This is a genomic window from Bradyrhizobium sp. 132, from assembly GCF_023074185.1.
Classification (GTDB): Bacteria; Pseudomonadota; Alphaproteobacteria; order Rhizobiales; family Xanthobacteraceae; genus Bradyrhizobium.
In genome coordinates this window covers 107,578-121,525 of the sequence record NZ_JADPKY010000178.1, presented here as the reverse complement: position 1 = coordinate 121,525, position 13,948 = coordinate 107,578, and the positions used below count along the sequence as shown (strand labels likewise).

The window sequence follows — 13,948 nt, the reverse complement described above, 5'->3', positions numbered from 1 at the left end:
GCCCCATGAACGCAAACTCGGCAGCCAAACCAAGGATGATATCGATAAAGAACCTCGCGAAGAACGGTCCTGTGGGCGTTCTCAAACCTCGTTGTACAATCCGAAGCGAAGGCATTCGACGATCGGATATCTGAGCCCTATGGAGTTCGAACGGAAGGTCGGATTAGCTTAAGCCGGTGTCAACAGAACCGGGTGCATGAACCGCCCCGGGTTTGCCGGAGGCTCCAACTCCTGAGAGGATGGAGCCATGACGAGCAAGACGACGAACAAGTTTTCACCCGAGGTCCGGACCCGAGCGGTTCGGATGGTTCTGGATCACGCGAGCGAGCACCCGTCGCGCTGGGCGGCAGTGACGTCAATCGCGGGCAAGATCGGCTGCACGCCGCAGACGCTGCATGACTGGGTCAAGAAGGCCGAGGTCGATAGCGGTCAGCGGACCGGCGTCCCGACCGATACGGCCGAGAAGCTGAAGGCGCTCGAACGGGAGAACCGCGAGCTTCGGCAGGCCAACGAGATCCTGCGCAAGGCAAGCGCCTATTTTGCGATGGCGGAGCTCGACCGCCGGTCCAAGCCATGATCGCCTTCATCGACGATCATCGTGGGGCGCATGGGGTCGAGCCGATCTGCAAGGTCTTGCCGATCGCCCCCTCGACCTACCACGCCCATGTGGCGAAGCGGCGCGATCCCGCCAAGCTGTCGGCGCGCGCCAGGCAGGACGCCGCGCTGAAGATCGAGGTTCGGCGCGTCTTCGATCAAAACTTCTCCGTCTACGGCGTGCGCAAGGTCTGGCGGCAGCTCAAGCGTGAAGGCTTCGATGTTGCCCGTTGTACCGTGGCGCGGCTGATGCGGGACATGGGCCTACAAGGGGTCATCCGCGGCAAGCCCGTCAAGACCACGATCAGCGACAAGGCTGCGCAATGCCCGCTGGATCAGGTCAATCGCCAGTTCAAGGCACCAAGGCCGAACGTCCTCTGGCTCTCCGACTTCACCTATGTCGCGACCTGGACCGGCTTCGTCTACGTCGCCTTCGTCATCGACGCCTATGCCCGCAGGATCGTGGGCTGGCGAGCCTCCCGCACGGCGCACGCCAGCTTCGTGCTCGATGCGCTGGAGCAGGCCCTGCACGATCGCCGACCGGTCCGCCGCGGCGGGCTCGTGCATCATAGCGATAGGGGCAGCCAATACGTCTCTATCAAATACAGCGAGCGCCTGGCTGAAGCTGGTGTTGAACCCTCTGTCGGCAGCGTCGGAGATTCCTATGACAACGCTCTCGCCGAAACTATCAACGGTCTCTACAAGGCCGAGGTGATCCATCGGCGCGGACCATGGCGCAGCTTCGAGGCCGTCGAGTTCGCGACCCTGGAATGGGTGGACTGGTTCAACAACCGGCGGCTCCTGGAGCCCATCGGCAACATACCGCCGGCCGAAGCCGAGCAACGCTACTACGCCATGCTGGAACAGCCGGCCATGGCGGCATAACTTAAACCAAATGGCCTCCGGCAAACCCGGGGCGGTTCAGCAGCTCAATTCGGGCAAGACGACAGGAAGCGTCTTATAGAGGCACTCGACAGCAGAGAGTCTATTTGGATGGAATTGGCGTTCAAAGAAGTGGATGGAGACGTCAGATCAGCAGAACTGATCAAGACGACAGAGCCGCCCAAGGCTGCAGCATCCGTCGACGAGCCGTAAGTACAGCGGCCGGCGCGCGGGAGGAGGTCCTAGCTCAAAGCGAGTAGGTAGTAATAACTGGAAGCTTGCCCGGTTGAGCCTGCCGCTTCGCGTTCTCTAGCGCCTTCAGCAACTCGGTGGGTGACCGCCCCTCCAGCCATCTGGAGGTGATGACGGTCCCAGAGACCACGTAGTCCCCGCAAGTAGCACAGTGGAAACCATCGCCGTCATGAGTTTTCGGCAGCGGCTCAGCAGGTTTCCCACAGACTGCACAATGCATCGCTTTCACTCCATTTCAGGTTGGCGACGCCAAAACAGCTAAGTAGCCGGTTGCTTAGCTAGCTTCGACGAGGGCTTAGGCTCAACATAGTCGCCATTAAGCTGCGGAAATGGCTGCATGGCCTGGCAAATCTCCTCGAAGCCCACAATCCCGCCGTCTGAGGTATTGATGAAGGCGCCGCTGGTGGATGAGAAGACGGCAATGGTCCTTCGGATTCCGGTGTAGCCACCGTATGAATTTTTGGCGTTCGCCTCAATGCAGACGCACGATGTCGCTGTGGGGAATAGACCGTTTTGTGTGGGGCACGTCACTGGTCCGCCGACTTTTGCATCTCTGATTGAGTAGGGATCTTTCCACATCGTGGACCTGTTCGCCAAGACGGCTTTAGTGGCGACGTCGGCAGAAATAGTGCGCTGATATGCGACGGACGGGGCCGGATCGTTTTGCGTAACACAGCCGCCCAGCACGGCGCAAAGCGCCGCACTTCCTAAATAGCGCATGAAGATTCCCCGACCCGACAAACCATCCAAGCGCAACCGCCGGGCGAGCGCAAGCTGCAGTGCACCGGATCGCAACAATCTTTAGTTGGGGATACCAAGCACCGATCTCTTTACCGCCGCGACTCAGGAGCCGCCTTCCGCTGCGCAATCCAGCGCTTTGTGGAGGTGCTCGTTCGACCTGTCAGTCGCGAGTAAAGCCGGCGCAGAGCCAGCCGACTAGCCAAAACCCATAGAACAGAGCCGCTGCGGAGACGATCGACGCTACGGCACCAATTGTGAATGGCTCAATCGCATATTGCAACGGCGCCGGCTTCTCTTTCGCATAGAAGAGGACCGTAGGAAGGTCTTCATAATACAACGGGCCTGACGGGCAGCCGGTCGCATCAAAATCGATCTTCGTCTGATCATAGCTTTTCATCTTGATCGGCCAGTTGTTCCGCACTCTATCATTCATGCAGACGGCCTGCTCGTAGCGACCCTGTGCACTGTTTTGCTGGCCTATGGCGATCGGAATTGTGATCGCGAAGCCACCGACCAACACGATGACGCCGAGTACAATGCCGACGCGTTTGAAGCCTCTGATGAATCGCGCGCCTGCCGTGAGCGGGGGCTTAAGCGGTCGTGCGTAGGGGCGTAGATCAGTCATGGGGTTTCCATCAAATCGAACCGTAGGTCGAGGGCAAGGGGAGGTGCTTGATACGATTGGCCTAGTCGACGCGACTTGCGTCAGATGGCACCCATCTTCACGCAGAGTGCGTGGGCGACCATGAATACTGGGAGCGCGATCAGGAACCATACGATGGCGTCTCCGTCGCGATCTGGCGCAAACTCCCGGTTCGCATCTGTCTCGCGGGTATGAGGAACTACAGAAAAGACCTGGCTTGGTCGGGTGCGCTTGGCTGCGCGACGCAACAGCTGTTTGAGGGTTGCTTCGGGCTTTGGCATCGTAGCTGCGCGGGTTTCTTGGTCAGACATCAGTTTTGGCTATCCATCTATCTCGACCAAATATACCGGTAGGCCAGCATCTGCCGATCTCGCCGCGGTCTGCTCTCGGTAAAGCTTCTTTTCGTCGGCATTGGACAGTCGCACGCCCAAGGTTGCGAGTTCGTCACAAAGAGGTTTGCCGGCCGACCAAGTCGAACTGAGCTTGTCGCGGATTCTTCGGTCGGCACAGATCGTCTCAGCATCCGAATATTTTCGAGCTGAGAAAGCAATGACCGGCTTTCGATCGACCTCGATTGTAAATACGGACAATGAAATCTTGTCCTCGATCATGCCTTTCCCTTGCCGCGGTCGACACGTTGCTCCCGGAACTCCGAAGGCCCCTTGATCAACCGCCGCTTCCGAGTGGCGTTTTCCTCGGCCGAAGCGGCAGGATCGCCGATTCGGTCAATCGTCTTTCCAGCAGGCTCTTTGGCGCGCTCGGCGGAGACTTTTCCGGTCGACGCCATCGCAGGGTTTGATAGGGACTTACCTAGGCCGATCTCAACCAGCCGGCGGATTGCCTCGGGACGTGATGGCTTTGGTGCAGGCCGCCCTTCAATCCAGCGGTCGACCCCCTGCATCTCGTTTGGCGGCATCCGCACCATCACAGGTACAGCGTCGACGCGCGGCCTTCCTAGGGGGCGTTTTTTTCTGATATTAGAAACTGTTGACTTTGCCATTCTTACCTGATATCAGAAAAGACAGGCCGGAGCAAGGTGGCTGCCTCGCTTTCGGCCCTGACCCCAGCGCGAAAGGATCTTCTGCGCCATGGCTGACACCACTATATCCAAACTGACCCGCCAACACCGCCGCATCGTTACACTCATGCACGGCGCACTGCCACAGCGCGTCGTTGAGATGCTGGACGACACCGCCAATGACGTGCTCGGCCAGCTTGCCGAAGCCGAGGCGACGACTTGGCTCGAATTCTCGGACAAGGTGGCCTGCTTAGTCGGCGGGCTGCCGCACGATCCGACGTCCGGCTGGCTGGTGCGCGTGCGGGACAGCTTCGCTGCTGACTTGCTGGCGCTGCCGGTGCACTCGGCATGGGCGGAGAGCGAGTTGGCCGAGGCGGCGGAATAGATACCAATCGGCGGCCCGGCAGCTCAGCGCCACCCCATCAAGCCCACGCCAAGCCCGCTCGTGAAAGGGGCGGGCCATCCGCTTTCTCAAGCGCAAGTAACAAAGAGTTACAAATCGGTTGCAGCGTCGGTTTGTGCCGCATTTGTTCTAAAGCGACCGTGTATAAATAAAATGACTCGTGCGTCGGGCCTCAGCCGGCGAGGTAAGCAGAGCAATCTACTATTCAGGGACTCGCTCTTGCCCGTTCCAGCCAATGACAACAGCCGCGTACAGCCGCGCGGCTTACGCCGTGCCGATGCGGCGCGGTACCTCGGGATCTCTCCCAGCTATTTCGATACCCAGCGCAAGGCTGGCAACATTCCGGCGCCGAGGCAGATGCTCGGCGTAGTGTTATGGGACCGCAGCGACCTCGACCGCTTGTTCGATGGTGTTTCGGTCGGGAACGAAAACGACGACTATTGGGATAAGCAATGCGGCAGCGGAAACCCAAATACGTAAACGAGTATCTGGACAGGCACGGGCAGCCGCGCGTCTATCTGCGTCGGCCGGGCAGGTCGCAAGTTGCCTTGCCTGCGCCTCTTTACACCCCGGAATTCTGGACGGCCTATCGCGCTGCTATGAGCGCCGACGAGCCAACGCCGGAGGTGCGGCGTATCAAGGCCGGCACGATTGCTGCTGCTGTGCGGGGCTACTACGGGAGCGCCGAATTCAAGGCGCTGGCCGAGAGCACGCAAACCATTTATCGCAACGTCCTGAATCGTTTCGTCGACAAGCACGGCGAGGGGCCGATTGCTGGCATTCAGGCCAGGCACGTCAACAACCTCATCGACGAGATGGCCGACAGGCCGTCTGCCGCGAGCAATTTCCGGAAGCGTCTGAAGGCCGTTATGGATTACGCGGTGTCGGCCGGGATGCGCAGCGATAACCCGGTTGTTGTCGCCAAGCGCGTGAAGCTTAAGACCACGGGCCACAGAACATGGACGGAGGGGGACATCACCGCATTCCGCAAGCGTCATGTTGGTACGCCGCTGCGGCTTGCCTTCGAGGTATTGCTTCACACCGGCCTGCGCCGCTCCGATGCCGTGCGGCTTGGCTGGAAGCACCTGACGAAGGACGGCTTCGTTATCACCACCAAGAAGAGCCAAGGCCACGTTGAGCTTTGCATCCCGGTGCACGCCGACTTGGCCCGCTACATTGCCGAGTGCCCGAAGGACGGTCCGGCCTTCATCGCAACCATGTACGGCCGCGCTCGAAGCGAGAAAGCGTTTTCCGCGTGGATTAGCGAAGCTGCGGCTGACGCTGACCTGCCTCCGAAGTCGTCACCGCATGGAGTCCGCAAAGCTGCGTGCCGTCGTCTTGCAGAGGCTGGCTGCACAGCCCTCGAAATCATGTCCATCACAGGCCACACCGATATCCGCGAAATCGAGCGCTATTGCCGCGCCGCTGAGCGCAAGGGTTTGGCCGCGACGGCAATGACGAAGCTGCAAGCAGGATTCGATATCAAATTGCCTAACCCACCTAGGCAGTTAGGCAAAAGTGCCCGCAAATCATTGAAGTCACTGGTAGCAAAAGCCGACTGGCGATCCCGGCAGGAATCGAACCTGCAACCCTCAGAGTAGAAATCTGATGCTCTATCCAGTTGAGCTACGGGACCGTTTTGAGCCGCCCTGGTTTGGGGCCAGCTGTTCATCTATCATGCCATTATGAAAAATATCGTCTTTAGCCAAGCCTGAACCGAACCGTTTTCCTCGAAGCCGCGACAAAGCGGAACGGTGGGGTGTCAGGGTGCCGGGTTGAGCGGCAGCGGACTGGACGATGGATCACATCGCCGGGAACGCTGACTAGCTTCCGGGACACGGCCGCCGGTCGACTGGTCCGGTATTGCTGCGCCATCAGGACGGCGTGCGCGGCGGTATCTCGATCAGTCTCCTCTGGGCTTGCCTAGTCATGGCGAATACGACGATTTGCACCTTTGGTTCCATCGCCTTGAGTCCGTCACCTTTCCGCGCATTTCATGCGACAAGCGGCGTTCGTCCGCGATTTCCGGGAGTCCATCCATGATCGGTCTTGTTCGCGCCGTCACACTCTGCGCCACGCTGGCGTTCGGCCTTAGCGTAGCGCAGGCCGCCGACAAGGCCTTCAAGCGCGACGATCTCGCCGATTCCGCGATCAAGCTGGAGGCGCAGATCAAGGGCGAGGCGGGGCCGGTCGCCAAGACCGGCGCGAGCTTGCGCACCGACGCCGATGCTGCCTTCCGGCGCAACGACTATCGCACCGGCCTGTTGGTGCTCGGCCAGATCGCGGCGACCGCGCCGGAGGATGCCGGCAACTGGCTGCGCCTGGCAAAAGTCATCTTCCAGATCACGCCGAAGAGCTCGAGCGAGCAGACCTTCCTGCTGGAGCGCGCCTCGACCGCCGCCTACATCGCCTATCAGCGCACCGGTAATCCGGGCGAGGAGGCCGACGCGCTCGCCGTGCTCGGCAAGTCGCTGTCCGAACGAAAACTATGGCGGCCGTCGTTGGATGCGCTGCGGCTGTCGCTCGACATGCGCGAGGTCGCCGACGTCCGCGGCCAGTATGAGAAGATGCGCGACGAGCACGGTTTTCGGCTGCTCGACTACACCGTGGACTCGGACTCGGCGAGCCCGCGCGCCTGCTTCCAGTTCTCGGAGGAACTGGCGAAGCGAACCGATTTTGCGCCGTACCTCGCGCTGGCGGGCCAGGACAAGCCGGCACTGTCGGCCGAGGGCAAGCAGCTCTGCGTCGACGGGCTGAAGCACGGCGAACGCTACAACATCAATCTGCGCGCCGGCCTGCCGTCCACCGTGAAGGAGGGCCTGCCGAAATCGGCCGAGTTCAACGTCTATGTGCGCGACCGCAAACCGTTCGTGCGCTTCAACAGCCGCGCCTATGTGCTGCCGAGGACCGGCCAGCGCGGCATTCCCGTGGTCAGCGTCAACACGCCCGCGGTCAATATCAACGTGTTCCGGATCGGCGACCGCAATCTGATCAACACGGTGGTGGACACCGACTTCCAGAAGACGCTGTCCAAGTATCAGCTCAGCGACCTCGGCGGTGAGCGCGGCGTCAAAGTCTGGACCGGCGAGCTCGCGACCGCGATGACGCTGAACCAGGACGTCACCACCGCGTTCCCGGTCGATCAGGCGCTCGGCGAACTCCAGCCCGGCGTCTACGTGATGACGGCCGCGGCCAAGGGGCCGGGCTCGGACGACGACTACCAACTCGCAACCCAATGGTTCATCGTTTCCGACCTCGGCGTCGCAGCCTATTCCGGCAATGACGGCATCCACGTGTTCGTGAATTCGCTGGCGTCCACCGACCCGGTCGGCAAAGCCGAGGTGCGGTTGGTCGCGCGCAACAACGAGATTTTGGCGACGCGCAAGACCGACGACAGCGGCCATGTGCTGTTTGAGGCCGGGCTTGCGCGCGGCGAGGGCGGCCTGTCGCCGGCGATGCTGACGGTCACGGGCGAGAAGGCCGACTATGCCTTTCTCAGCCTGAAGACCTCCGCCTTCGACCTGTCCGACCGCGGCGTTTCGGGCCGCGCGGTGCCTGCGGGCGCCGACGCCTTCGTCTATGCAGAGCGCGGCGTCTACCGCTCCAGCGAGACCGTCTATCTCACCGCTCTGCTCCGCGACGGGCAGGGCAATGCGGTCACCGGCGGGCCGATGACCCTGGTGATCGAGCGCCCTGATGGCGTCGAATTCCGCCGCGCTGTGGTGTCCGACCAGGGCGCCGGCGGCCGCACGCTGGCCGTGCCGCTCAATTCGGCCGTGCCGACCGGGACCTGGCGGGTGCGCGCCTTCACCGACCCGAAGGGCTCCTCGGTCGGCGAGACCACCTTCATGGTCGAAGACTACGTTCCCGACAGGATCGAATTCGATTTGTCTGCCAAGGACAAGCTGATCAAAGCTAACGCTCCAGTGGAGCTTAAGGCGGACGGTCATTTCCTCTATGGCGCGCCGGCCTCGGGTCTGGCGCTCGAAGGCGACATGCTGGTCGCGCCCGCATCGGAACGTCCGGGCTTTGCCGGCTACCAGTTCGGCGTCGCCGACGAAGAGACCACCTCGAACGAGCGCACGCCGCTGGAGAACCTGCCCGAGGCCGACGCCAACGGCGTTGCAACCTTCCCGGTCACGCTCGACAAGCAGCCGGCCTCGACGCGTCCCCAGGAAGCGCAGATCTTCGTCCGCATGGTCGAGACCGGCGGCCGCGCCGTCGAGCGTAAGATCGTGCTGCCGGTCGCACCCGTGGCCGCCATGATCGGCATCAAGCCGCTGTTTGGCGACAAGAACGTCGCGGAGGGCGACAAGGCGGAGTTCGAAGTCGTGTTCGTCTCGCCCGAGGGCGAGAGGCTTCGCCGCGACGGCCTGCGCTACGAGCTCCTGAAGATGGAGTCGCGCTACCAATGGTATCGCCAGACCAATTATTGGGAATACGAGCCGGTCAAGTCGACCTCGCGCGTCGCTGACGGTGACGTCACCGTTGCCGCCGACAAGCCGTCGCGGATTTCGCTGACGCCGCAGCCAGGCCGCTACCGGTTGGATGTGAAGTCGAACGACGCCGACGGCCCGGTGACCTCGGTGCAGTTCGACGTCGGCTGGTATTCCGACGGCAGCGCCGACACGCCGGACCTGCTGGAAACCTCGATCGACAAGCCGCAATACGCTTCGGGCGACACCATGACCGTGTCGGTCAACGTCCGCAGCGCCGGCAAGCTGACCGTCAACGTGCTCGGCGATCGCCTGCTGACGACGCAGACCATCGACGTCAAGGAGGGCACCGCGCAGGTGAAGGTCCCGGTCGGCAAGGACTGGGGCACCGGCGCCTATGTGGTGGCGACGCTGCGCCGTCCGCTCGATGCGGCCGCGCAGCGCATGCCGGGTCGCGCGATCGGCCTGAAATGGTTCGGCATCGACAAGCAGACCCGCACACTCCAGGTGAAGCTGACGCCGCCGGCGCTGATCCGGCCGAATGCCATGCTGAAGATCCCGGTCAAGCTCGACGGGCTCAATCCGGGTGAGGACGCCAAGATCGTCATCGCCGCGGTCGATGTCGGCATCCTCAATCTCACCAATTACAAGTCACCGGCGCCGGACGATTATTATCTCGGCCAGCGCCGCCTGAGCGCAGAGATCCGCGATCTCTATGGGCAACTCATCGACGGCATGTCGGGCACGCGCGGACAGATCAAGTCCGGCGGCGACGCCGGTTCCGCCGAGCTCCAGGGCTCGCCGCCCGCGCAAAAGCCGCTCGCGCTCTATTCGGGCATCGTCACCGTTGCCGCCGACGGCACAGCGGAAGTGAGCTTCGACATTCCGGAGTTCGCCGGCACCGCGCGCGTGATGGCGGTGGCGTGGACCGCGACCAAGCTGGGCCGCGCCAACATCGACATCGTGATCCGCGACCCTGTCGTGCTGACCACGACCCTGCCGCGCTTCCTGCTCAACGGCGACCACGGCACGGTCAATCTCGAGATCGACAATGTCGAAGGGCAGGCCGGCGACTACGTCATCGACGTCAAGACGGGCGGCCCGGTGAAGACGACCGGCAATCCCGCAACCACGGTGAAGCTCGCCGCCAAGCAGCGCAATTCGTTCACGCTCGCTGTCGACGCGACCGCGGCGGGGCAGGCGACGCTCGACGTCGACATCAAGGGACCGAATGGCCTGGCGCTGGCGCGCCACTATGCGCTCGACGTCAAGGCGGCGACCCAGGTGCTGGCGCGGCGCTCGATCCGGACGCTGGCGAAGGGCGAGAGCCTGACGCTGACCTCGGACATGTTCGCCGATCTCGTGCCGGGCACCGGCAGCGTCTCGGTCTCGGCGAGCCTGTCGACCGCGCTCGATGCGGCGACGATCCTCAAAGCGCTCGACCGCTATCCCTATGGCTGCTCGGAGCAGATCACCAGCCGCGCCATGCCGCTGCTCTATGTCAACGAGCTCGCGGCGGGCGCGCATCTGGCCATGGACACCGAGGTCGACCAGCGCATCCGCGACGCTATCGAACGGCTGCTCGCGCGCCAGGGCTCGAACGGTTCGTTCGGCCTGTGGTCGGCCGGCGGCGACGACGCCTGGCTCGATGCCTACGTGACCGACTTCCTGACCCGGGCCCGCGAAAAGGGCTTTGTGGTGCCGGATGTCCTGTTCAAGACCGCACTCGACCGCATTCGCAATTCGGTCGTCAACGGCAACGAGCCGGAGAAGGATGGCGGCCGCGACCTCGCTTACGGTCTCTACGTGCTCGCGCGCAACGGTGCAGCGCCGATCGGCGATCTCCGCTATCTCGCCGACACCAAGCTCTCCAACCTCGCGACTCCAATCGCGAAGTCGCAGCTCGCGGCCGCGCTCGCGCTGGTCGGCGACCGCAACCGCGCAGAACGGGTCTATGGCGCAGCCCTCGACAGCCTTGCGCCCAAGCCCGTGCTGGAATTCGGCCGCACCGATTACGGCTCGCAGCTCCGCGATGCAGCAGCGCTGGTGTCGCTTGCCAGCGAAGGCAACGCGCCGAAGGCGACGCTGACGCAGGCGGTGACGCGAGTCGAGAGTGCGCGCGGGCTGACGCCCTACACCTCCACGCAGGAGAATGCGTGGCTGGTGCTGGCGGCGCGCGCGCTCGCCAAGGAGAACCTGTCGATGGAGGTCAACGGCCAGCCGGTCAAGACCGCGCTCTATCGCAGCTACAAGGCCACGACACTGGAAGGCAAGCCGTTGAAGATTACCAACACCGGTGACGCGCCGGTGCAGGCCGTGATCTCGGTGTCGGGCTCGCCGGTGATGCCCGAGCCTGCGGCATCGAACGGCTTCAAGATCGAACGCAACTTCTTCACGCTCGACGGCAAGCCGGCCGATATCAGCAAGGTCAAGCAGAACGACCGCTTCGCTGTTGTGCTGAAGATCACCGAGGCGAAGCCCGAGTACGGCCACATCATGGTGTCCGACTATCTGCCGGCCGGTCTCGAGATCGACAATCCAAAACTGGTGTCGTCGGGCGACAGCGGCACGCTGGGCTGGATCGAGGACGGCCAGGAGCCGGAGGATACCGAGTTCCGCGACGACCGCTTCACGGCGGCCGTCGACCGGGCCTCGGATTCCAAGGCGGTCTTCACGGTGGCTTATGTCGTGCGTGTGGTCTCGCCCGGCAAATACGTGCTGCCGCAGGCCTATGTCGAGGACATGTACAATCCCTCGCGCTACGGTCGCACCGGGACGGGCACCGTCGAGGTGCGGGCGGCGAAGTGAGTGATGGCGAGATGAGCGATGTGGTGAGAGACCATTTGGATGGCCGGGATAAGCCCGGCCATGACGGAGCAAGGGGCAGGGGCCATCGCCTCCTCTCCGGCCTCGCGCTCACGCTCATCCTCGCCGTCGTCGGCTTCGTCGCGTGGGTCTACTCCCTCGGCCCGCTACCTTTCGACGAAGCCCGCCAGGTCTCCACCACCATCGTCGACCGCAACGGCAAGCTGCTGCGCGCCTATGCGATGGCGGACGGGCGCTGGCGGCTGCCGGTCGAGACGAAGGCGAACGTCGATCCGACTTATCTAAAGCTGCTGCTTGCCTATGAGGACCAGCGTTTTTACGCCCATGACGGCATCGACCCGCTGGCGCTCGGGCGGGCCGCATTACAACTCGCCACGCGCGGCCACATCGTCTCGGGTGGATCGACCATCTCGATGCAGCTCGCACGGCTGATGGAGCCGCGGCGGCAGCGCTCGCTCTACGCAAAGCTGCGGCAGATGGTTCGTGCGATCGAGATCGAGCGGAGCTTGAGCAAGGAGCAGATCCTCGATCTCTATCTCGCGCTCGCGCCTTACGGCGGCAACCTCGAAGGCATTCGCGCCGCCTCGATCGCCTATCTCGGCAAGGAGCCGAAGCGGCTGTCGCTGGCTGAGGCCGCGCTGCTGGTCGCGCTGCCGCAATCGCCGGAGACCCGCAGGCTCGATCGCTATCCCGATGCGGCGCGCAAAGCGCGTGACCGCGTGCTTGACCGTATGGTCGAGGAGCATCAGATCAGCCTCGACGACGCGACGCAGGCCAAGGCCGTTCCCGTGCCAAAGCTGCGCAAGCCGATGCCGATCCTGGCGCCGCACGCCTCCGATGCGGCGCTTGCGACGGTCAAGGACACGCCCGTCATCAAGCTGACGCTCGATGCCAACCTCCAAAAGGTGCTGGAGTCGCTGGCGCGCGACCGCGCCATTGCGCTGGGGCCGAACATCTCGGTCGGCATTATCGTGGTCGATAACGAGAGCGGTGACGTGCTCGCCCGCGTCGGCTCGGCGGATTATTTCGACGAGCGCCGGGCAGGGCAGGTCGACATGACCCGTGCCATCCGCTCGCCGGGCTCGACGCTGAAACCGTTCATCTATGGGCTCGCCTTCGAGGACGGTTTTGTTCATCCCGACAGTCTGATCGACGATCGGCCCGTGCGCTTCGGCTCCTACGCGCCGGAAAATTTCGACATGACGTTCCAGGGCACAGTGCCGGTGAAGAAGGCGCTGCAGATGTCGCTGAACGTGCCCGCGATCGTCCTGCTCGACCGCGTCGGCGCGAGCCGGCTGGCATCGCGGCTGCGCCAGGCCGGCGGCAATCTGGTGCTGCCCAAGGACGAGGCGCCGGGACTTGCCATGGGCCTTGGCGGTGTCGGTGTGACGCTGCAGGACCTCGCCCAGCTTTATGCAGGCTTCGCCCGGCTCGGCACCACCAAGCCGCTGCGCGAGGTCATGACTGATAGGGACGACCGCGAGCCGCTGCGGCTGCTCGATCAGGTCGCAGCCTGGCAGGTGGGCAATGTGCTGCTCGGCACCCCGCCACCGGAGAACGCGGCGCACAACCGCATCGCCTTCAAGACCGGCACCTCCTACGGCTACCGCGACGCCTGGTCGATGGGCTTCGACGGCCGCATGACCATCGGCGTCTGGGTGGGACGGCCCGACGGCGCGCCGGTGCCGGGCCTGATCGGCAGGGTTGCTGCCGCGCCGATCCTGTTCGACGCCTTCGCCCGGGCCGGCAAGACGCTGGTCCCGTTGCCGAAGCCACCGAAGGGAACCCTGGTCGCCAACAACGCGAAGCTGCCGTTGCCGTTGCGGCGGTTCCGCCCGGTCGGTGATCTGGTACGGGCTGGGGGCGAACAGGCTCTGCACATCCAGTTCCCGCTGAACGGCTCGCGGATCGATGTCGATCGCTCGGGTGGCGAGGGCGGCGCAGCCATGCCGGTCAAGGTCGCGGGCGGCGTCCTGCCCATGACCGTGATGGTTAACGGAACGGCGCTGGGCGAGATCGACGGACGGCGCCAGCGGCTGATCGATCCGCCCGGTCCGGGCTTTGCGCGGCTGACCGTCATCGACGCCACGGGCGCCGCGGACACAGTCGTCATTCGAATTCAATGACCCTGCCTCAAGCGGTTGTGGCAATGA

10 protein-coding genes, 1 tRNA gene, 1 pseudogene and 1 other annotated feature are annotated in these 13,948 nt (G+C 63.4%); of the genes and pseudogenes, 6 read left to right on the top strand and 6 right to left on the bottom strand.

The genetic code is table 11. The annotated features are described in order from the left end of the window. Window positions 1–94: 94 nt before the first annotated feature. Window positions 95–172: pseudogene (locus IVA74_RS41340) on the top strand (IS3 family transposase); the annotation flags it as partial. 75 nt (window positions 173–247) lie between these two features. Next, a protein-coding gene (locus tag IVA74_RS39765) for an IS3 family transposase (protein ID WP_247353486.1) occupies window positions 248–1,479 on the top strand; the annotation gives its coding sequence in 2 pieces (ribosomal slippage) (window positions 248–539 and window positions 539–1,479; 1,233 coding nt in all). After that, window positions 532–648 (top strand) — a sequence feature (AL1L pseudoknot). It overlaps the preceding gene by 117 nt. Window positions 1,480–2,629: 1,150 nt before the next feature. Here the strand turns inward: IVA74_RS39765 and IVA74_RS39760 are convergent. From IVA74_RS39760 to IVA74_RS39745, 4 genes are all read right to left on the bottom strand, one after another. Then, on the bottom strand, window positions 2,630–3,094 hold the full coding sequence (locus IVA74_RS39760; protein WP_247353484.1) for a hypothetical protein: 465 nt from the start codon (window positions 3,092–3,094) through the stop codon (window positions 2,630–2,632). 80 nt (window positions 3,095–3,174) lie between these two features. Then, on the bottom strand, window positions 3,175–3,423 hold the full coding sequence (locus tag IVA74_RS39755; protein WP_247353482.1) for a hypothetical protein: 249 nt from the start codon (window positions 3,421–3,423) through the stop codon (window positions 3,175–3,177). 9 nt (window positions 3,424–3,432) lie between these two features. Continuing rightward, window positions 3,433–3,723, bottom strand: coding sequence for a hypothetical protein (locus IVA74_RS39750; protein ID WP_247353480.1), 291 nt, complete (start codon window positions 3,721–3,723; stop codon window positions 3,433–3,435). Further along, on the bottom strand, window positions 3,720–4,112 hold the full coding sequence (locus tag IVA74_RS39745; RefSeq protein WP_247353478.1) for a hypothetical protein: 393 nt from the start codon (window positions 4,110–4,112) through the stop codon (window positions 3,720–3,722). The genes IVA74_RS39750 and IVA74_RS39745 overlap by 4 nt, the downstream gene beginning before the upstream one ends. Before the next feature lie 88 nt (window positions 4,113–4,200). On the opposite strand from IVA74_RS39745, the gene IVA74_RS39740 reads away from it, so the two are divergent. After that, a complete protein-coding gene (locus IVA74_RS39740; protein ID WP_247353477.1) occupies window positions 4,201–4,515 on the top strand; it encodes a hypothetical protein in 315 nt (104 codons plus the stop codon). Between the two features lie 237 nt (window positions 4,516–4,752). Beyond that, on the top strand, window positions 4,753–5,013 hold the full coding sequence (locus IVA74_RS39735) for an XRE family transcriptional regulator (protein WP_247353475.1): 261 nt from the start codon (window positions 4,753–4,755) through the stop codon (window positions 5,011–5,013). Here the strand turns inward: IVA74_RS39735 and IVA74_RS39730 are convergent. Further along, window positions 4,971–5,690, bottom strand: a complete 720-nt coding sequence (locus IVA74_RS39730) for a hypothetical protein (RefSeq protein WP_247353473.1) — start codon at window positions 5,688–5,690, stop codon at window positions 4,971–4,973. The two genes, IVA74_RS39735 and IVA74_RS39730, sit on opposite strands and share 43 nt — an antisense overlap. 402 nt (window positions 5,691–6,092) lie before the next feature. Beyond that, window positions 6,093–6,169, bottom strand: a tRNA-Arg gene (locus IVA74_RS39725). Between the two features lie 403 nt (window positions 6,170–6,572). Between IVA74_RS39725 and IVA74_RS39720 the strand changes: the two genes are divergently transcribed. Further along, window positions 6,573–11,777, top strand: a complete 5,205-nt coding sequence (locus IVA74_RS39720) for an alpha-2-macroglobulin (RefSeq protein ID WP_247353471.1) — start codon at window positions 6,573–6,575, stop codon at window positions 11,775–11,777. A gap of 35 nt (window positions 11,778–11,812) precedes the next feature. Then, window positions 11,813–13,921, top strand: a complete 2,109-nt coding sequence (gene pbpC / locus IVA74_RS39715; protein WP_247353489.1) for a penicillin-binding protein 1C — start codon at window positions 11,813–11,815, stop codon at window positions 13,919–13,921. The last annotated feature ends 27 nt before the right edge of the window (window positions 13,922–13,948 follow it).